The organism is Saccharopolyspora hattusasensis (genome assembly GCF_050972075.1).
In the GTDB taxonomy this organism is placed as follows: domain Bacteria; phylum Actinomycetota; class Actinomycetes; order Mycobacteriales; family Pseudonocardiaceae; genus Saccharopolyspora; species Saccharopolyspora hattusasensis.
The window spans coordinates 5784601-5802290 of record NZ_JBPCDC010000001.1 but is presented as its reverse complement, the minus strand read 5'-3'; the positions used below and the strand labels follow the sequence as shown (position 1 = coordinate 5802290).

Annotated in this window: 21 protein-coding genes and 1 riboswitch; of the genes, 11 read left to right on the top strand and 10 right to left on the bottom strand. The window is 68.2% G+C overall.

Features of this window, described 5'->3' with window-relative positions; translation table 11 throughout:
• Window positions 1-67 precede the first annotated feature (67 nt).
• Window positions 68-652, top strand: a complete 585-nt coding sequence (locus tag ACRXBZ_RS27770) for a class I SAM-dependent methyltransferase (protein WP_433881593.1) — start codon at window positions 68-70, stop codon at window positions 650-652.
• Window positions 653-790: 138 nt separating this feature from the next.
• The gene (locus ACRXBZ_RS27765; protein ID WP_433881592.1) at window positions 791-1108 is read left to right on the top strand and encodes a DUF397 domain-containing protein; all 318 of its coding nucleotides are present in this window, start codon (window positions 791-793) and stop codon (window positions 1106-1108) included.
• A gap of 37 nt (window positions 1109-1145) precedes the next feature.
• Here the strand turns inward: ACRXBZ_RS27765 and ACRXBZ_RS27760 are convergent, their stop codons facing one another.
• Window positions 1146-1532, bottom strand: a complete 387-nt coding sequence (locus ACRXBZ_RS27760) for a VOC family protein (RefSeq protein WP_168587017.1) — start codon at window positions 1530-1532, stop codon at window positions 1146-1148.
• Between the two features lie 46 nt (window positions 1533-1578).
• Entirely contained in the window at window positions 1579-2295 is a 717-nt protein-coding gene (locus ACRXBZ_RS27755) for a GntR family transcriptional regulator (protein WP_433881591.1), read from the bottom strand.
• A gap of 84 nt (window positions 2296-2379) precedes the next feature.
• Here ACRXBZ_RS27755 and ACRXBZ_RS27750 point away from each other — a divergent pair, with 84 nt between their 5' ends.
• The 3 genes from ACRXBZ_RS27750 to ACRXBZ_RS27740 are packed head-to-tail and all read left to right on the top strand — an operon-like array spanning window position 2380 to window position 6306.
• Complete coding sequence (locus ACRXBZ_RS27750) at window positions 2380-3720, top strand: MFS transporter (protein WP_433881590.1); 1341 nt, start codon at window positions 2380-2382, stop codon at window positions 3718-3720.
• A gap of 16 nt (window positions 3721-3736) precedes the next feature.
• Complete coding sequence (manD, locus tag ACRXBZ_RS27745) at window positions 3737-4951, top strand: D-mannonate dehydratase ManD (protein ID WP_433881589.1); 1215 nt, start codon at window positions 3737-3739, stop codon at window positions 4949-4951.
• The gene (locus ACRXBZ_RS27740; RefSeq protein ID WP_433881588.1) at window positions 4948-6306 is read left to right on the top strand and encodes a mannitol dehydrogenase family protein; all 1359 of its coding nucleotides are present in this window, start codon (window positions 4948-4950) and stop codon (window positions 6304-6306) included. The genes manD and ACRXBZ_RS27740 overlap by 4 nt, the downstream gene beginning before the upstream one ends.
• A 178-nt stretch (window positions 6307-6484) precedes the next feature.
• On the opposite strand, the gene ACRXBZ_RS27735 is transcribed toward ACRXBZ_RS27740, so the two are convergent.
• The gene (locus ACRXBZ_RS27735) at window positions 6485-7291 is read right to left on the bottom strand and encodes a sulfite exporter TauE/SafE family protein (RefSeq protein ID WP_433881587.1); all 807 of its coding nucleotides are present in this window, start codon (window positions 7289-7291) and stop codon (window positions 6485-6487) included.
• 209 nt (window positions 7292-7500) lie between these two features.
• Here ACRXBZ_RS27735 and rpsT point away from each other — a divergent pair, with 209 nt between their 5' ends.
• Window positions 7501-7761, top strand: coding sequence for a 30S ribosomal protein S20 (gene rpsT / locus ACRXBZ_RS27730; RefSeq protein ID WP_010695744.1), 261 nt, complete (start codon window positions 7501-7503; stop codon window positions 7759-7761).
• 127 nt (window positions 7762-7888) lie between these two features.
• Here rpsT and holA read toward each other — a convergent pair whose 3' ends face one another.
• Complete coding sequence (holA, locus tag ACRXBZ_RS27725) at window positions 7889-8875, bottom strand: DNA polymerase III subunit delta (protein WP_433881586.1); 987 nt, start codon at window positions 8873-8875, stop codon at window positions 7889-7891.
• A 96-nt stretch (window positions 8876-8971) separates the two neighbouring features.
• A riboswitch (SAM riboswitch) is annotated at window positions 8972-9104 on the top strand.
• Window positions 9105-9116: 12 nt separating this feature from the next.
• On the opposite strand from holA, the gene thrC reads away from it, so the two are divergent.
• A complete protein-coding gene (gene thrC / locus ACRXBZ_RS27720) occupies window positions 9117-10385 on the top strand; it encodes a threonine synthase (protein WP_433881585.1) in 1269 nt (422 codons plus the stop codon).
• A gap of 515 nt (window positions 10386-10900) precedes the next feature.
• Complete coding sequence (locus tag ACRXBZ_RS27715) at window positions 10901-11407, top strand: DUF4158 domain-containing protein (RefSeq protein ID WP_433881584.1); 507 nt, start codon at window positions 10901-10903, stop codon at window positions 11405-11407.
• Window positions 11408-11526: 119 nt separating this feature from the next.
• Here the strand turns inward: ACRXBZ_RS27715 and ACRXBZ_RS27710 are convergent, their stop codons facing one another.
• The 6 genes from ACRXBZ_RS27710 to ACRXBZ_RS27685 form a co-directional block, all read right to left on the bottom strand.
• A complete protein-coding gene (locus tag ACRXBZ_RS27710; protein WP_168589093.1) occupies window positions 11527-12003 on the bottom strand; it encodes an Imm1 family immunity protein in 477 nt (158 codons plus the stop codon).
• Complete coding sequence (locus ACRXBZ_RS27705; protein WP_433881583.1) at window positions 12000-12758, bottom strand: DddA-like double-stranded DNA deaminase toxin; 759 nt, start codon at window positions 12756-12758, stop codon at window positions 12000-12002. The genes ACRXBZ_RS27710 and ACRXBZ_RS27705 overlap by 4 nt, the downstream gene beginning before the upstream one ends.
• Before the next feature lie 3 nt (window positions 12759-12761).
• Window positions 12762-13013, bottom strand: a complete 252-nt coding sequence (locus ACRXBZ_RS27700) for a hypothetical protein (protein ID WP_433881582.1) — start codon at window positions 13011-13013, stop codon at window positions 12762-12764.
• Between the two features lie 714 nt (window positions 13014-13727).
• Window positions 13728-14195, bottom strand: a complete 468-nt coding sequence (locus ACRXBZ_RS27695) for an Imm1 family immunity protein (protein WP_433881581.1) — start codon at window positions 14193-14195, stop codon at window positions 13728-13730.
• On the bottom strand, window positions 14192-14770 hold the full coding sequence (locus tag ACRXBZ_RS27690) for a DddA-like double-stranded DNA deaminase toxin (protein WP_433881580.1): 579 nt from the start codon (window positions 14768-14770) through the stop codon (window positions 14192-14194). The genes ACRXBZ_RS27695 and ACRXBZ_RS27690 overlap by 4 nt, the downstream gene beginning before the upstream one ends.
• Window positions 14771-15215: 445 nt before the next feature.
• Complete coding sequence (locus ACRXBZ_RS27685) at window positions 15216-15551, bottom strand: hypothetical protein (protein WP_433881579.1); 336 nt, start codon at window positions 15549-15551, stop codon at window positions 15216-15218.
• Between the two features lie 601 nt (window positions 15552-16152).
• Between ACRXBZ_RS27685 and ACRXBZ_RS27680 the strand changes: the two genes are divergently transcribed.
• The 3 genes from ACRXBZ_RS27680 (at window position 16153) to ACRXBZ_RS27670 (ending at window position 17675) form a co-directional block, all read left to right on the top strand.
• Window positions 16153-16896: a GntR family transcriptional regulator gene (locus ACRXBZ_RS27680; protein WP_433881578.1), complete on the top strand. Its 744-nt coding sequence runs from the start codon at window positions 16153-16155 to the stop codon at window positions 16894-16896.
• 102 nt (window positions 16897-16998) lie between these two features.
• Window positions 16999-17388, top strand: a complete 390-nt coding sequence (locus ACRXBZ_RS27675; protein ID WP_433881577.1) for a hypothetical protein — start codon at window positions 16999-17001, stop codon at window positions 17386-17388.
• Window positions 17389-17459: 71 nt separating this feature from the next.
• A complete protein-coding gene (locus tag ACRXBZ_RS27670) occupies window positions 17460-17675 on the top strand; it encodes a DUF397 domain-containing protein (RefSeq protein ID WP_433881576.1) in 216 nt (71 codons plus the stop codon).
• Window positions 17676-17690 lie beyond the last annotated feature (15 nt).

Genomic DNA, 17690 nt, shown 5'->3' with positions numbered 1-17690 from the left:
GTACCCGGCGCCCAACTCCGGGACATCCCGGATGCGACCACCGGCTTCGGGCTGCTGAGCTGGTCGTATGAGCGGTTTCGTCGCCTTCGCCCTGGATCGTGCTTTCGGTCACCCGAGCGGACTGCTGGGCACCGTGGGCGGTGCGCTGATGGCGCGCGGCAACGCGGCGGTGGAGCAGCAGGTGGTGCGGCTGGCCCGGCTGTCCGGCGGCGAAGCGGTGCTGGTGATCGGGCCCGGTCCCGTCGTGGGATTGCTGGCGGCCGGCGAGCAGGCGGCGCGCGTCGTCGCGATCGAACCGTCGCCGCGGATGCGGCAGGCCGCCTCCCGGCGATGCGCGGCAATGAGCAATGTGACCGTCCAGGACGGGACTGCTGAGGAGACCGGCCAACCGGACGCGGCGTTCGACGTGGTGCTCAGCGTGAACAACGTCCAGCTGTGGCCGGACCGCGCCACCGCGCTGGCCGAACTGCACCGCGTGCTAAGCCCCGGCGGCGTCCTGCTGCTGTCGACCCACGAGCGCTGGCTGCCCGGCGGCCGCGCCGGGCTCCACGCCGACGTCCAAGCCGCCGGCTTCGCCGACGCGCAGACCTGGGCCTGGCAGCCACCGGCCCGAGGCACCACCCAAGCCCAAACCCGAGCCACCCGGCCGTAGTCCGGACGTCGACCTCATCAGAGCCGCCCGGGACCATTTCGGTTGCCGGCACGGCAAGTCCTGTTCGTTGGAGTGAAACCACCCGCTACATCGGAATGTTCGCTTCCGACGTCGACAGGATCGCGCCGGCATTCAGCCATGCAGAGGTCCACGCCCACCTTGCGCGCCCGACAACTCGGCGCCGAGCTGCGCAGGTCTCGCGCTGCCACCGGGCTCGGCGTGTCCCAGGTCGCCAAGCGCCTCGGATTGGCGCGCCCCAAGTCGCCAAGCGCCCCGGATTGGCGCAAGAGCAGTCGTCGCGGTAACACCAACTGCGTCGAAGTGGCGCTAGACCCGAAGGGGGCGGCGATTCGAGACTCCAAGGGCCCAACCGGACCGGTACTCGTCGTCTCGGCTGCGGCCTTCGGCGAATTCGTCGCTGGGCTCAGGTCGCGGCGACTCCTGGCTCGTGGGTGATATCCGGCTCTCGCTTACCCTCGAGCGCGGGGTGGCGTCATGCCTGGGGTGGGCGGACGTCGGTGCGGATCGGGTGGTCGGCCGGGATCTCGACCAGGACGATTCGCATGCCGTCCGGGTCGGCCACCCATGCCTCATCCAGCCCCCAGGGCTGGCGCTCGGGCTCGGCGAGGACCGTCACGCCGTGGTCCCGCAGCCGCTCGAACTCGGCTCGGACTTCGCGTACCTGGAGCCAGAGCACCTGGTCCGGGCTCGGTCCCGGGCCACCCCGGCCCGAGATCTCCAGGAATCCCTGCCCCAGGAAGAAGACCGTGCCGCCGGGGAATTCGCGTGCGATGGCCAGTCCGAGCACGTCCCGGTAGAACCGCAACGAGCGGTCCCAGTCCTGGGGACGAAGGATCAACCGGCTGTTCAAGACCTCCATGCCCCGTTTCTACCCGCGGGGACCACCGACCGCCGAACGGTCGGCGCTACTGGAGGAAGGTGACGCTCCGTCGGACCGGGCGTTCGTCGGCGCTGTCTACGAACAGGTCGGGCGCCGTCGCCCGGATCCGCTCCACGTCTTCGAAGACCGCTCGCAGGTGCGCGCGCAGGGCCGTCACGCTGGCCTCCAGATCGCCCGCGGCGAGGGCGTCGACGATCTCCTCGTGCTGATCGATCAGCGCCGACACCGGGCTGACCGTGCGCAGGCCGAGGCGGCGGGCGCGGTCGAGGTGCGCCTTGGCCGACACCACGGTCCGCCAGGCGTTCGCGTGCCCACCGGCGGCCAGCAAGCGCTGGTGGAACTTCTCGTCGAGTTCGAAGAACCGCTCGACATCCTCGGCGGACTCGCGCTGCTCCGCGAGGATTCGGCGCAGGTCGGCAACGTCCTCGTCGGTGCGGCGCACCACCGCATCGGTCAGCGACGAGACCTCGACCGCTTCGCGGACGAACTGCGCATCGGCGATCCGCTGCGGGTCGACGCGCGCGACGAACGAGCCCAGCTTGGGGAAGACCCGCACCAGGTCCTCCTCGGCGAGCAGCAGCAGGCTCTCCCGCACCGGGGTGCGGCTTACGGCCAACTCGGCCGCCAGCTCGTTCTCCGACAGCGGCTGCCCGGGCGGCAGTTGCAGGGTGACGATGCGCTGTCGGAGTTCCCGGTGCACCAGCACCCGCGCCGAGGGCTTGTCGCCTGCCGTCGTTGCCATTGGCCCACCTTATCGATCGCCCTTGACGGATGGCATTCCAGTGCTTGTATGGTACCGCTGGTATCCCACTCTGGAGGAGAGTCAATGCCGACTGACCTCGAATCCCGGGCAGGTAGCCCGGGACAGCTCCGCCGCACGGTCACCGCATCGGTGATCGGCACCATCGCGGAGTACTACGACTTCTTCATCTACGGCACCGCCTCCGCCCTGGTGTTCAACAAGGTCTTCTTCCCAGCGGTCGACCCGCTGGTCGGCGCCCTGGCCGCCTTCTCGACCTACGCCGTCGGGTTCTTCGCCCGGCCGCTCGGCGGGCTCGTCTGGGGACACATCGGCGACCGGATCGGCAGGCAGCAGACGCTGGTCTACACGCTGCTGCTGACCGGCCTCGGCACCTTCGTGGTCGGGCTGATGCCCACCTACGAGCAGATCGGGCTGTGGGCGGCGGTCATCCTCGTCGTGGTCCGGCTGATCCAGGGCTTCGGTGTCGGCGGCGAGCAGGGCGGCGCCCTGCTGCTGACCGCGGAAGCCGCCCCACCGAACAAACGCGGGTTCTACGCCAGCTTCGTGCAGATGGGGTCGCCTGCCGCGTACCTCATCCCAACCGTGCTGTTCGCCGTCCTCGAAGCGCAGCTCCCCGAAGCGGCCTTCGTTTCCTGGGGTTGGCGCATCCCGTTCCTGCTCAGCGCCGTGGTCGTCGTGATCGGCCTGTACATCCGGCTGCGGGTGCCCGAATCGGCGACGTTCCGCGCTGTCAAGGAACAGCAGGAACCGCGGCAGGCGCCGGTGAAGGTGCTGTTCAAGGAGCACCGCCGGGAGGTCTTCGGCGGCATGCTCGCCAAGTTCGTGGAGGCCGCGGTCTTCCCCTTCTACACGGTGTTCCTGGTCTCCTACGCCAAGGCGCACGACGTCGACAGCGGCATCGTGCTGGACGCGGTGATCATCGCGATCATCGTCGAGCTGGCCCTGCTGCCGTTCTGGGGCAGGCTCACCGACCGCATCGGCCGGCGCACCACCTACCTGGGTGCCGCGGTGCTCAACCTGGTGCTCGTGGTGCCGGCCTTCCTCGCCGTGGAAAACGGGAACACCCTCGTGATCACGCTGCTGCTGGTCGCCGGGCTCGCCTTCGGGCACGCCGGCACCTACGCCCCGCAGGCGTCGTACTTCCCCGAGCTGTTCCCGTCGAGCGCCCGCTACACCGGGGTTTCGGTGGTGTGGCAGTTCGGCGCGATGCTCGCCAGCGGGCCGTTCACCGTGGTCGCCTCGGCCCTGCTGGTGCTCGGCGGCGGCAGCTTCACCTGGGTCGCCGTCTACGTCACGGCGCTCATCGTCGTCAGCATCGCCGGTTTGCGCTGGCTCCCCGAGACCGCACCGAGCCGCCGCGGCGGGCAGGAATACGCCGACTGGCCTCGCTACGACAACCACTGAACCGGAGAAAAGCACCATGCCGAAGATCGTCGAGGCGAAGGTCATCGTCACCGCGCCCGGCCGCAACTACGTCACGCTCAAGATCACCACGGAAGACGGGGTCGTGGGCTGGGGTGATGCCACCCTCAACGGTCGCGAGCTCGCCGTGGCGTCCTACCTGCGCGACCACGTGTGCCCGCTGCTGATCGGCCGCGACGCGCACCGCATCGAAGACGTCTGGCAGTACCTGTACAAGGGCGCGTACTGGCGGCGCGGTCCGGTGACAATGACCGCCATCGCCGCGGTGGACATCGCGCTGTGGGACATCAAGGGCAAGATCGCCGGGCTACCGGTCTACCAGCTGCTCGGCGGCGCGGCGCGCGACGGTGTGCTGGTCTACGCGCACGCCAGCGGCGAAGACGTCCCCGAACTGCTCGACGACGTCGCCGCGCATCTGGACCAGGGCTACCGCGCGGTCCGCGCCCAGGCGGCGGTGCCCGGCGTCGACAAGACCTACGGCATCCCCGACCGGGGCCAGCAGGTGTACGAGCCGGCATCGTCGGCGATGCCGGCCGAAAGCCGCTGGGACACCGAGCCATATCTGCGGTTCGCGCCGACGGTGCTTGGCGCGGTGCGGGAGCGCTTCGGGTTCGGCTTCCACCTGCTGCACGACGTGCACCACCGGCTCACGCCGATCGAAGCGGGCCGCCTGGGCCGCGATCTGGAAGAGCACCGGATGTTCTGGATCGAGGACCCGACGCCCGCCGAGGACCAGAGCGCGTTCCGGCTGATCCGCGAACACACCACCACCCCGATCGCGGTCGGCGAGGTGTTCAACTCGATCTGGGATTGCCAGCAGCTCATCACCGAGCGGCTGATCGATTACATCCGCACGTCGGTTTCGCACGCCGGTGGCATCACCCACCTGCGGCGGATCTTCGCGCTCGCCGACCTATACGGCGTGCGGACCGGCTCGCACGGCGCCGGGGACCTCTCCCCCGTGTCGTTGTCGGCGGCGCTACACGTCGACCTCTCGGTGCCGAACTTCGGTATCCAGGAGTACATGGGGCACGCCGAACCGGCCTCGGAGGTGTTCCGCACCAGCTACACCTTCAGCAACGGGCACCTGCACCCCGGCGACACCCCGGGACTCGGGGTGGACGTCGACGAGCAGGCGGCGGAGGCGTTCCCGTACGAGCCGCGCTACCTGCCCGTGAACCGGCGCCGCGACGGTTCGGTGCACGACTGGTGAGCGGCGAACGGCTATCGGCCCGCACCGCCCCCTCCGCGACACCGGAGTCGGTGGGGATCGCGCACCTCGGGCTCGGCGCATTCCACAAGGCGCACCAGGCGGTCTTCACCGAGGACGCGATGCTCGCCGCGGGCGATCGGCGCTGGGGCATCTGCGGGGTCACGCAGCGCAGCGGCAGGGCGGCCGCACTGTTGGCGCCGCAGGATTGCCGCTACACAGTGCTGGAGCGCGGGCCGGACGCAGCAGAGCCGAGGGTGGTTTCCGCGCTGTGCGAGGTCGTCGACGGCAGCGCGGATCCGGCGGCGGTGGTCGAACTGCTGGCGCGCGAGGACATCCGCGTCATCACGCTCACCGTGACGGAGAAGGGGTACCGGCACGATCCGGCGACCGGTGACCTCGACCTGGCCGCCCCCGAAGTGCTGGCCGACCTCACGGATCGTCCACCTAGGACGGTCGTGGGTCAGCTGGTGCGCGGGCTGCAGCGCCGCGCCGGAACCGGTGCCGGACCGGTCACCGTGGTCAGTTGCGACAACCTGCCCGCCAACGGCCGAACCCTGCGGCGGCTGGCGCAGCAGTTCATCGACGCAGCAGGGCTCGCCGAGCTGGCGGCGTGGGTGTCCGAGCACGTGCGGTTCCCCGCCACGATGGTCGACCGGATCGTGCCCGCCACCACCGCCGACGACCTCGCGGAGGTGCGGACGCGGACCGGGTTGCGGGACGAGGCGGCGGTGGTCGCCGAGCCGTTCCGGCAGTGGGTGATCGAGGACGACTTCGCCGCCGCCCGCCCGCCGTGGGAGCTCGCCGGAGCGGTGCTGGTCGCCGACGTGGAGCCGTGGGAAGCACTCAAGCTGCGGGTGCTCAATGCGAGCCATTCCATGCTGGCCTACCTGGGTTTGGCGTGCAGGCACGCGACGATCGCGGAAGCCGTGGCCGAACCGCTGCTCGCCGGCGCCTGCCGCGGGCTGATCGGCTCGGAGGTCGCGCCGGTGCTCGCTGCACCCTCCGGCGTCGACGTGCGCGATTACGGCGAGTCCGTGCTGGCGCGGTTCGCGAACCCCGCTCTGCGGCACACCACCGCCCAGGTCGCCCAGGACGGCTCGCAGAAACTCGGGCCCCGCCTGCTGGACACGGCATCGGAACAGCTCGCCTCCGGCGGCGACCCGAGTTGGGTGGCGCTCGGGGTCGCGGCCTGGATGCGGCACATCGCGACCACCGAAACGCTCGACGACCCGCTGGCGGGCGTGCTGCGCGACGCGCTCGGCGGAACCCAGCCGACGAGGCGAGCCGTCTGCTCGGCGTCGAGCGGATCTTCGCGCCGGAACTCGCTTGGCACCCGGCTTTCCGCGACTCGGTGACGACGACGTACCGGCAACTCGCGGAACGCGGCGCGCGCGCTGTCCTCGCCGAGCGGCTCTGACTCAGGCGATGCCGAAGAAGACCCCTCCGGCGAGGGCGACGACCGCGCCCATCATGCGGCGGGCCGGTTGCGGTTCTCCCAGGAGGCGCCAGGCCATTATGCAAGCCAGCCCCGCGCTACGCGCCGGCCGCGAGCTTCCAGCCGAGGCTGATGACGAGGCCCACCACCACGGTCAGGAAGACCTGACGCACGAAGCCGGAGCCGCGTTTCGCGGCGATCATCGCGCCGAGGACGCTGCCCGCCATGTTGCTCGCGGCCATCACCAGCGCCAATCCCCACAGGACCTTGCCCGCCGGGATGAAGAACGCCAGCGCGCCGATGTTCGTGGCCACGTTGACGACCTTCGCTGTCGCCGACGCCGTGATGAACGCGAAGCCGACCAGGCCGACAAGCAGGAACACCAGGAACGAACCGGTGCCCGGGCCGGCGATGCCGTCCCAGAAGCCGATCACGGCGCCACCGACGACCATCACCAGCAACTGGATGCGTCGCTCGAACCGCGGGACGTCCGCCGAGCCGAGCTCGGGCTTGCGCCATGTGTAGACGCCGACGAGCGCCAATGCGACCAGCACGACCACGTTGAGCACGTGCGACGGCAGGGCATCGGCCAGCGCCGCGCCGCCGAGGGCCCCGAACAGGGCAACGAGCGCCATCGACAGCGCCGCCCGCCAGTCGATCGGCGTCCGCTTCGCGTAGGTCCGGGCCGCGGCGGCCGTACCGGCGATCGACGCGACCTTGGTGGTCGCCAGCGAATAGATCACCTCGCCGCCGGGCAGGAGCAGCAGCATCGCGGGCAGCTGGATCAGGCCACCGCCACCGACGATCGCGTCGACCGCCCCGGCCAGGAACGCGCCGCCACAGAGGAACAGCAGTCCGGCGAGGGACAGATCGGCGAATCCGGGCCAGTTCAACGCATCGAGCACGAGGCTTGACCCTATGGTTCGGAAACGCCGGATCCGAGCCGATGTGATAGCCCTCGCCCGGCACCGCCCGCCCGAAATCTGCGCAGGTGGGCGCTGTTAAGATGGACGACCGTGCCGTGCGGCATTCCGCCGTGGAGGAAACCTGCCTGAGCGCAGCGCCGACAAAAGCGCGGCACGACCGGTTCGACAGACGAGGAAGAGGCGCCACAGTGGCCAACATCAAGTCCCAGATGAAGCGGATCAAGACCAACGAGCAGAACCGGCAGCGCAACAAGGCCGTGAAGTCCGCGGTCAAGACCGCCATCCGCAAGTTCCGCGAGGCCGCTGACGCCGGCGAGAAGGACAAGGCCATCGAGCTGCAGCAGGCCGCCAGCCGCGCGCTGGACAAGGCCGCCAGCAAGGGCGTCATCCACAAGAACCAGGCCGCGAACAAGAAGTCCGCGCTGGCGCAGCGCGCCAACCAGCTCTGAGCTGAGGCCTGAACTACGAAAGGCCCCTTCCCCGCGGGCAAAACCCGGGTAAGGGGCCTTTCGCGCGGAGAAGGGGCCTTTCGCGCGGAGAAGGGGCCTTTCGCGATTTCGGTGGAAACTGGTGCGATCACGAACGCTGGTTGCGGAGCTCCACGAGGCGCAGGACGGTGCGTTCCAAGGCGTAGGTGGCGTCGGCGGCCATGCCCTTGACCCCGGCGTTGACCTCCGCGACCGCCTGGAGCGCCTGCGCGAGGCTCGAAGCGTTCCAGCCCCGGGACTGCGCCAGCGCCTTCTTCACCTTCCACGCGGGCATGCCCAGCTCCCCTGCCAGCCGGAACGGATCGTTGCGACCGCCTGCGGCGGCGACGCGGCCGATGGTGCGGACCGAGTCCGCGAGTGCGTCGGCGATCAGCACGTGCGGGACGCCGAGCTGCACAGCCCACCGCAAGGCCTCCAGGGCGGCCGCCCGGTCACCCGTCACCGCCTTCTCCGCTACCGCGAACCCGGTCACCTCGGCTCGCCCGCGGTGGTAGCGGCGCACGGCCGTCTCGTCGACCTTGCCGCCGGTGTCGGCGACCAGCTGCGTCGCCGCGGCCGACAGCTCCCGCAGGTCGGAACCGACCGTTTCGATCAGCGAAGCCACCCCGGCGGCATCGGTCTTGCCGCCGGCCCGGCGCACCTCGTCGCGGACGAACGCCTCCCGCTCGGCGGGCTTGGTGATCTTGTTGCACTCGGTGACCCGCGCGCCTAGTTTGCGCAGCGCATTGGGTAGTTCCTTGGCGTGCTTGGAGCGGCCGCCGCCGCTGTGCACGACGACGAGCATGACCCCGTCCGCCGGCTGCTTGGCGTGCATCAGCAGCGCCTCGGCGATCTCCTTGCCCGCGTCCTGGGCGGACTCCACCGCCAGCACCCGGCCCTCCGCGAACAGCGATGGGCTGAGCAGTTCGGTCAGCTCCGGAGGAGTGAGTTCGCTCACCTTCACGCGGCGCAGTTCGGCTGCCGGATCGGCCGCGCGGGCGGCTCCGACAGCAGCCCAAAGCGCGCGTTCCACCAGCAGTTCTTCGTCGCCGAGAACCAACTGCAGCGGATCGGGGACCACGGCCGGTGCGCTCATGCACGCATCGTCGCACGCACCCGTGACGTTCCCGCCATCTGGATCGTGCTGGCCAGACCCCGGCGCGGTCCACTAGCGTTGCTGGCACAACCGAATAGCTCATCCAGAGGGGCAGAGGGAACGGCCCGATGAAGCCCCGGCAACCGTTCGTCAGCGAATCGCGCTTTCACCCGCGAGGTCTCTGACGAAAGCGGTGCCAATTCCGACCCGTCCGCGGGACAGATGAGGAGAGGACCTCGCGATGACTGCTGCCGCCCATGCCCAGACGACCCCGAAGAAGACCTTCGACCTGGGCAATGCCGTCGAACTGGTATCCAAGGAAGAGGGCCACCGGCAGCCGTTGGCCCCGGAGTTCGTCTCGCTGGAGGACTTCTCCCCGCTAGAGGTCGCCTACGACTTCGGCAAGATCCGCCGCGAGGACATCGAATCCGGCCCGCGCTCCATCTGGCGCTACAAGCAGCTCCTCCCGGTTCCCACCAACGTCGAAGAGCACCCGAACACCGAGCCGGGCTGTACCCGGCTGGTCCGGGCCGACAAGCTCGCGAAGGCGTTGGGCGTCAAGCGGATCTGGATCAAGGACGACACCGGCAACCCCACCCACTCCTTCAAGGACCGCGTCGTCGCGGTGGCGCTGGCCGCCGCCCGTGAGTTCGGCTTCAAGGTGTTGGCCTGCCCCTCCACTGGCAACCTCGCCAACGCGGTGGCCGCCGCGGCGGCCCGCGCCGGCTGGGACTCGGTGGTGCTGGTGCCCAAGACCCTGGAGCGCGCCAAGATCCTGATGAGCGCGGTCTACGACGGGTCGCTGCTGGCCGTCGACGGCAACTACGACGACGTCAACCGGCTGGCCACCGAGCTCGCCGCGGAGCACGAGGACTGGGCGTTCGTCAACGTCAACGTGCGCCCCTACTACTCCGAGGGGTCGAAGACGCTGGCCTTCGAGGTCGCCGAGCAGCTCGGCTGGCGCATCCCCGAGCAGATCGTTGTGCCGATCGCCTCCGGCTCGCAGCTGACCAAGGTCTACAAGGGGTTCAACGAGCTCGGCCAGGTCGGCCTGGTGGAGCCGAGCCCGGTGCGGATCTTCGGTGCGCAGGCAACCGGCTGCTCCCCGGTGTCGACGGCGTACAAGAACGACCACGACGTGGTCCAGCCAGTACGGCCGGACACCATCGTCCGTTCGCTGGCCATCGGCGCCCCCGCCGACGGCCCGTACGTGCTGGACATCGTGCGCAAGACCGGCGGCGCCATCGATGACGTCAGCGACGACGAGGTCCGCGAGGGCATCCGGTTGCTGGCACGCACCGAGGGAATCTTCGCCGAGACGGCCGGCGGGGTCACCGTGGCCACGGCGAAGAAGCTCATCGAGGCGGGCAAGATCGACCCGGACGCCGAGACCGTGCTGCTGATCACCGGTGACGGGCTGAAGACCCTGGACGCGGTGCAGGACCAGATCGGCCCGAAGGCCACCGTCGCCCCGAGCACCGACGCGGTCAACCAGGCGCTGGGGCTCTGAACCCCACCCGACTCGCCCGCGCGCAATGGGCCTCCCCTGGCGACATAGCGGGGACCCTGCGGGCCGGGCAGGATGGCGATATCTCCTTCCTGATCGGTGCGCAGCACTTTCGTGCCCGCGCGGGTCAGGTCGTCGACGACGAACGGACTCGGGTGACCGTAGGTGTTGCCGTCTCCCACACTGATCACAGCTAGTCGTGGACGCACCGATCGCAGGAAAAGCGGTGTGGTGTAACGGGATCCGTGGTGCGGCACCTTGAGCACGTCGGCTCGCAGATCCGCACCGGACGACATGAGCCGCCCCTGGCCGGGCAGTTCGACGTCACCGGTGAGCAAGACCCGCCCGGCCGGTGTGGTCGCGAGCAGCACGGTCGACGCGTCGTTGGCGTCGTCGGCCCTCTGCGCGCGGGCCAGCACCGAATCTGGGGGTCGCCGCAGTATCCGGGAAATTTTGAACGGATATGATCGACTAAGCTTCTGAACTGCGGATCTTCGGACTGTGGCGAGGGATGCGGGTTGGTCGCTCAGGTCTTCACCGACCAGGAACTTGAGGCCCTGCGCCGATTTCCCGGGATCGGACGTGAGGAGCTGTTCCGGTTCTTCACCCTGACTCCAGCCGACAACGCGTTCGTCGCACCCGGTCGCGGACGTGGCCCCACAGACCGCTTTGGACTCTCAGTCGCGCTGTGTACGTTGCCCTGGCTGGGTTTCGTGCCCGACGACGTCGCCACACCACCGGCGGCGGTAGCGCGGCTGGCCGAGCAGCTCCAGGTCAAGCCCGAGGCCATCCGCTCCTACGGGCGTCGCGCCCCAACACGCACCGGCCATCTCCGGTTGGTCACCCAGTACCTCGGGTGGCGGCCGGCGGATGATCTGGAGTTGAAGGAGCTGGACGAGTTCCTGCTCGCCAGGGCCATGGAACATGACTCGCCGACCCGGCAGGACCCGCCATGCGTCAAGTCCGCCTTACTGGGCGGCGTAGTGCTGGGCCGTTGCCCGATCACCGAACCGCACCTCTTGTGACCGCGTCGTGTGGACGAGCTTGACTGCCACCACGACCTCCCCGTCCGACTCGAAGTTCACCCGCACCCAGACGCTCGCACATCCGTTCGATCGATGCCGGCGGCATGCCGCCGACGGGATCACTGGCGGGCGCAGTCGTGTGCGGGTTGCCAGGTCAGCGTGGCCGGACGCTTGGCGGTCCGCAGGAACGCGATCAACGCCTCCGCGATCGCGTCGATGGTGACTTCGCAGTGCGGGGGGAATTCGTCGGTTTCGTACAACACGGGCCGCTCGGGACCGTCTCCGTGGCTGTAGAGGTGTACCGGCTCAGTGCCGTGGCCGTCGTTGCCCTGGTAGGACAGCGCGCCGCGGTCACCGTGGACGCCGGCGATCACGGAGTGGTCCGGCACGGTCAGGAACGCATCGGGGTCGTCCTCGTCCGGGATCAGCGTCTCCATCCGGGGGCGCTGGGTATGGGTGAGCAGGGCGTCGCTGACCTGGTCGCTGGACAGCAGCGTCACGAACTCGCGCACCTGCTCGGGTGTGGCCAGCTCGGCGACGTGCTCGGCGGGCGGCTGGTCGGGTTCGTAGGCCCAGTACTGGGCTTGGATCGTCACGACGTGCGCTTCCCTTCATACCGGTACGGCTCCCCGCGGGGACCGTAGACGATGAGTGTGGCACCGGGCGGGAGGAAGTAGCGCAGGAACCGGTGGCAACTGACATTGGTCACCGGGTCGATACCGCACGGGTCCTTCCCGATCACGATGGTCCGGGTCTCGCCCGCGGTCATCGTGGAGGCTTCTTTGATCTCGATGTGCCGGGCGATGTCAGGCACGAAGCCGCCGCGAGCCAACCCGAGTTCACGGGCACGCTGGACCGCGGCGGTGTAGGACGGGTCGGTCTGGCCGGAGGCCAGTTTGGTCCCACTGGCCAGCTCCCGATCGCTCGAACCGTCGCCACCCGCCAGCCGCCACCCCTGGAGAGGCTTGCCGTACGGCCAGGGATGCTCCAGCCGGGCGCGATAGGCAGCAACCCACCCCGCGGTCGTTCGCTCCGAGGTGCCGAGGGCCGCCGCAGGCCGGGACGATGCTGCGGAGACCGCTGCGGTGCCGCCGTGCTGGTTGATCCATTCCTCGGTGTGGCTCCGCACGGTCTGCAGGAGGTCCCGAACCTGGTCCAGCTCGACGGGCAGCGCGGCCAGCCGGACGTGTGCTGCGGCAAGGCGGCTGGCTTGATGGGTGCCGGCGGCCAAGGCCGCCAGTCGCGGAAGAAGATCGTCGGCCAGCCGCTGGTGCGCCTCCTGAACTGCCCCGTCGGGGAGGACACTGAGGGCGCTGTGGAGCTTGCTGATGGTCTCGGTGAGCGCCGACATCGCTCACAGGCGTTCGTTGTAGGCGGCGATGTCCTCGACCGCTTGCTCCAGGGCCTCGATGATGCCAGCGAGACGGTCCGAAGCCGCAGATGCCGCGGGCACCGCTGCCTGCGCCGAAGGGTGATCGCTTCCCCTCCAGGCGGAGGTCAGACTCGCCCGGGCGTCCTCGGCGCCGCGGCAGGCCGTGGAGAGCGAGGATACGGGGAGTTGGGCGGCCAGGTTCGTCAACTGAGTACGCAGTTCCGCAACGGACATGCCCCCAGCATCGACCAGACCCTGACACCACGCGATCAAGCAAGAAGCACGTCTCTTGCCAGGCCGCGGAGGTCGAGGCATGCGGGCAAACGGCTGCTTGAAGAAGTCCTTCGCGTCGGACGCGCCGAGCACGTAGACAGTGGGGCCGAGGCTCGACGGGGTCGGCGCACCCGATGTTGTGCACCTTGATGGGGCCACTGGGATAGCCATCACCCTCGCGCGGGCACAAAAGTTCAAGCCCAGGATGGGTCAAAAAGGGCCAAGAAGAGCACGAAAGTTGGCCCACAGATGGGTCAATCTTCTTACCTTTGAACTGCGGATTTACCGACTGTGGCACACAGAATCGACATAGGACCCACTCCCGAATCGACTTCGCCCGAAACCGCCGTCAGGTGTATGAACAAACCTTTGCTAAACGCAGAAAGCCTCACGTCAACAAGGACGTGGGGCCTCGTCAGTACCTACGCCACCGGCGCTGTCCTGACGGCCGGGGTCAAGCCCTCATTTGGGCACTCGGTTGCGCCGAGGCCATCCGGTGCAAGACGAACTCAGTACGGCCGTTGTCGTCGCGCGTAGCAGGGAACTCGCCCCCGCACTCGGGGCATTCGACGTTGAATCTCTCGCACATTGGGACTCTTGTGGTTGGTGGACCTGTTCACATTCGTGGCGCCCCGCATCCCTTCACGGGTACGGGGCGCGTTCGGCGTTTTCGGGTCAGTACCACTCGCCGGGCTGCCACTGCACGCACATCGGCCGCGCCCCGGTACGGCAGTATTCGGCGATGGCCTCGCGCACCCTCCCCAGTGGGAGTGACGCCGAGGCCGGGAACCACAGGTCGCCCTCGGGGTCGAACAGTAGCGCCGGGGTGTCCTCGGTGACGTCCGGGTTGAGCGAGTCGACCAAAGCGCCGTCCGGAGCTCCTGGGTGCATGTAGTTGAGCGCTGCCCAGCCCGAAGCCGGGTTGCTGGTGACGCGCAGTCGGCCGGCGCCGGGGAACGCGGGGCCGTCCTCTTCGCGGAACGACCGGCACGGCCGGTCCCACACGTACACCTCGCAGACCGGCTCCGGTGGCTGCTCCACGATCACGCGCATCAGCTCTGTGATCTCGTCGGCAGTGCGGGCATATCGAAAGATGTGGTGAAAAACCGCCGTGACCACGGTCTGCGTCTGCTCGATCGTCATGGTCTCGCCTCTCCATGCAGCTCGATGGGCTTCGTTGCACCCGGCTCCCAAACCACCAGGACCGACCCGCGGGGCAGGATCGCGCGAACTGCGGCACCGCATCCACGTTCCATGTCACATATCGCCCGATTGAGTACGACAATGCCGTAGGTCTGCCCGATGTCCCGCATTCGCTGCGCGTACTTGGCTTCGACGTGAGTGAACACCGCTGGCGCGCCGCGGCTGTCGATTGGCACGAACACCTCCGAGTTGTGCAGCGTTAAGCGCACTCGTTCGGAAATGTCCGACTCCCGGCCGCTGGTGGTGCGGAACTCGGTTCCATCGCGGTCGTACACCACTCCGGTGGTCTGCCCGCCGGTGAATTCAGGCAAACGCTTCCGTATCTGCTCGACCCATCGTCCGTCGTGAGCTGCGTCAGTGGGGATACGGCCCGCAGTCGAGGGGTGCGCAGCGCTGGGCGGTGTAGCGTCGACGGCTTGCTGGACCTCGAGACCTCGGCGGTAGGTGGTGATCAGCTCGATTACGCGGTGTGCCGGCTGGTAGGCGTGGATCAACTCGTCGCTGGTCGGCTCCACCGCCGCGAGGACTTACAGTGCCGCCGGGTCGGCGGTTGCCTTCCAGTGCGAACCCCAGGACTTCACCGGCTTCATCGCAGGCATCCTGTGCGGCGGTGAGAAAGCCGAGGACGACCGTGATCCGATCAACCACCTGCACCAATACCTGATCGAGATCACCGACCGCCGACACGCCGTCCCCTCTTGAAGTTCGCCGCGCCGGATAGCGTGGCAGGTCCCCCGGCGCGGTGGGGCCGGTTGCGGCGCACTGCCGCTCGTCGACCCCACCACGGCCGCCATGTCGGGTCGGTCGGCCGTTCCGCGCCGGGGAACTGGAGTGGATGGTCAGACGACGTCGGGGGGCTTCCGTCGCCTGACCATCCGTGTACCTGGCCGACGACGGCGCAAGTACGTTGGTTGCGGTGGGAGCACCGGCCGTGGGATCAGCTGCGGTGCTCCCACCGGGCTACAGGGTCTGCAACGCGAACAGAAGTCGCCGCAGCATTCCGGGGTGTCGCGCCATCGCTTCCCGGTCATCGACCGGCAAACCTGACTCGACGAGCGGCAGCAGCCGGGTTTCGACTGCGGCGAGGTCCTCGGCCAGGTCCCCGCGGATCGTGACCTCGCGCAGCCGATGCCGGCCATGTCCGCGCGCCTCGGCCTCCACCCGCGCGAGCAGGTAGGCGACCGTCAACGCGCCCTCCCCACCACCGGCGTGGCGCGCCGGGGCGTAGTAGAACGTCGCCCACAGCGCGATGCTCGCCACAGCAGCGAGACCGATCGCACATCCCCAAATGATCATCGAGTTGCCTCATTCCTGATGGCGAACTTGGTCAGCGACGAAAGCTCGGGCGAAGATTGGACCGTCCCCGCGCCCGAGTAGACGCGAGACGCGGGGACGGCTGCCCGGTCCGGTAGGCGCGGCCCGTGATCCGCTCCGTTGCGGTCTCGGTACCACCGGCCGGGCGGTCTTAGAAGTCCCAAGTACGGGACACGAGGCCCTGATCCAGGACGACCTTTGCGCAGCGTGGGCACTCATCTATGACGTGCGCGCTCCGCGGTGTCGACCCATACGGGGTCGACCACGGGATCTTCAGGTCGCATCCGCCCAGCGCCGTGATCGTGCAGCCGTGCTGAAGCGCGCCTGGTCGCTGCGACGTGGCGTGCCGGAAGTCTTCCGCTGGCGGGCAAATCCAGTAGGCAACCTCGGGATCTTCGGGCGGGGGCGTAGGTGTGTTGTGAACCAAGGAGAAGCCATCCATTGGAAGCTCCGCTCGTTCCAGTCGTCATACTCGTATGAGACGAGTGATACGATAAGCATGTCGATCGAGTTTCGGCAAGAGGCCAACAAGTGATTTCATGGAGAGCCAGGGAAGACGACCCAGACGTGTGAGAGGTCCCGAATGAATGCGGCAGCCCGCTACAAGGAGATCGCCGAGATTCTTCGAGGCGAGATCGCTTCGGGTGCCTGGGCGGTCGGAGACAAGCTGCCCGCGGAACCCGAGCTAATCCAGCGGTTCGACGCCTCGCGCACGACGGTCCGTCAAGCGCTCGCGGAGCTCCGGGATGCCGGGCTGGTGCGAATGCGACACGGGGTCGGGGTGTTCGTGGCATCCCCTCGGGTAGTGAAGAGGCTCGACTCGCGAGAGCGCTTGTCCCGGGCGAGGCGGGAGTGCAACGAAGGGGCGTTCCTGGCAGAGGCGCAGGTCCAGGGCTTCACCCCGGCGACGTCGGTCCGCATGTGGTTCGAGCCGGCACAGGACTTCGCGGAGCTCTTCGGGATGGACGAGACTGCGGAGGTCTACGTCCGAGACCGAGTCATGACCGCGGACGGACAACCCGTAATGCTCGCGATCTCCCGGTACCCGCGTGAGATCACCCGCGGAACCGCGGTTGAAGAGGAGGACACCGGCCCCGGTGGTGTGTTTGCCCGGCTGGAAGATCTCGGGTTCCCGGTGACGAACCATGAAGAGATCGTCGGCGCGAAGATGCCGGATGCGAACGAGAAGCAGGCGCTCGGCCTTGGCCGCGGGCCAGTCCTGACGGTCCAGCGGCTTACGTACAGCAACGGGCGTCTCGTCGAGGTCAACGACATGGTGATGCCCGCGGAAAGCTACGAGCTTCGGTACGCCTGGGATGCGGATTAAGTCGGAGTGTGCCCACTGTCACACGATCACTACAGCGCGCTACGCTGCTGGGCGCGGCCCGTGATCACTGACAACACGGCGCTGCCGCTGAGAGGACTAGTCATGGATTTTGACGACCTTGGCATACCGGCCGGCCGCGATCCGGAGTATCCGAGCCAGATTTGGGCACCCCCGCATCGGTGTTTGCATCCTTACGAGAGCGTCAGTCTGCAAGCTGCGCACTTCCCGGCCCTGATCGAGCAAGCCGTCTTCCGGCTCGACTGCTTCGCCTGCGGAGCGTTTTGGGACCAGACCAACGCACCAGGATGGGTCTACGACTACATGGCGCGCATGATCGACGACGGGAAGTTCCACGTCGTACATCGCGACAAGCTGAGCATCGTCGGCGATGTTAAATGGGAGCAGACGAAGTACGGCAAGATCTTCGACGCGATCACAGGTGATTCGAACCCGATCTCCAGCAGCAAGATCCAGCTGCGACGACCCGATTAGCCTATCGATCTCCAAGGATCGATCCGCTAGCGTCCTCGCTGCGGCCCGTGATCCAGAGATGGAGCACGGAAATGATGAAGCTCATGGTCAACGGCGCAGCGCTGGAGTTCGTCAAGGCCAGCAAGAGCCACCTCGAGGGTAGCCAGTGCCTGCACGTCGCAGCCGATGGTGACAACGTTCACCTGTTGGAGAGCGACAACAAAGGCGTGATCCTGTCGACTACGCGGGTCAAGTTCGCGGCCTTCCTCGACGGCGCGAAAAAGGGCGAGTTCGACTTCGCCTGCTAACACCAGAAACACGAA

Bases quoted from the DNA above. Each gene is read 5' to 3' on its own strand.
- thrC (WP_433881585.1), top strand. From the start codon at position 9,117: ATGACTGCTGCCGCCCATGCCCAGACGACCCCGAAGAAGACCTTCGAC.
- ACRXBZ_RS27695 (WP_433881581.1), bottom strand. From the start codon at position 14,195: ATGACGATCGAGCAGACGCAGACCGTGGTCACGGCGGTTTTTCACCAC.
- manD (WP_433881589.1), top strand. From the start codon at position 3,737: ATGCCGAAGATCGTCGAGGCGAAGGTCATCGTCACCGCGCCCGGCCGC.
- ACRXBZ_RS27700 (WP_433881582.1), bottom strand. From the start codon at position 13,013: ATGTCCGTTGCGGAACTGCGTACTCAGTTGACGAACCTGGCCGCCCAA.
- holA (WP_433881586.1), bottom strand. From the start codon at position 8,875: ATGAGCGCACCGGCCGTGGTCCCCGATCCGCTGCAGTTGGTTCTCGGC.
- ACRXBZ_RS27755 (WP_433881591.1), bottom strand. From the start codon at position 2,295: ATGGCAACGACGGCAGGCGACAAGCCCTCGGCGCGGGTGCTGGTGCAC.
- ACRXBZ_RS27760 (WP_168587017.1), bottom strand. From the start codon at position 1,532: ATGGAGGTCTTGAACAGCCGGTTGATCCTTCGTCCCCAGGACTGGGAC.
- ACRXBZ_RS27770 (WP_433881593.1), top strand. From the start codon at position 68: ATGAGCGGTTTCGTCGCCTTCGCCCTGGATCGTGCTTTCGGTCACCCG.
- ACRXBZ_RS27685 (WP_433881579.1), bottom strand. From the start codon at position 15,551: ATGATCATTTGGGGATGTGCGATCGGTCTCGCTGCTGTGGCGAGCATC.
- ACRXBZ_RS27750 (WP_433881590.1), top strand. From the start codon at position 2,380: ATGCCGACTGACCTCGAATCCCGGGCAGGTAGCCCGGGACAGCTCCGC.
- ACRXBZ_RS27675 (WP_433881577.1), top strand. From the start codon at position 16,999: ATGGATTTTGACGACCTTGGCATACCGGCCGGCCGCGATCCGGAGTAT.
- ACRXBZ_RS27765 (WP_433881592.1), top strand. From the start codon at position 791: ATGCAGAGGTCCACGCCCACCTTGCGCGCCCGACAACTCGGCGCCGAG.
- ACRXBZ_RS27670 (WP_433881576.1), top strand. From the start codon at position 17,460: ATGATGAAGCTCATGGTCAACGGCGCAGCGCTGGAGTTCGTCAAGGCC.
- ACRXBZ_RS27680 (WP_433881578.1), top strand. From the start codon at position 16,153: ATGAATGCGGCAGCCCGCTACAAGGAGATCGCCGAGATTCTTCGAGGC.
- ACRXBZ_RS27705 (WP_433881583.1), bottom strand. From the start codon at position 12,758: ATGTCGGCGCTCACCGAGACCATCAGCAAGCTCCACAGCGCCCTCAGT.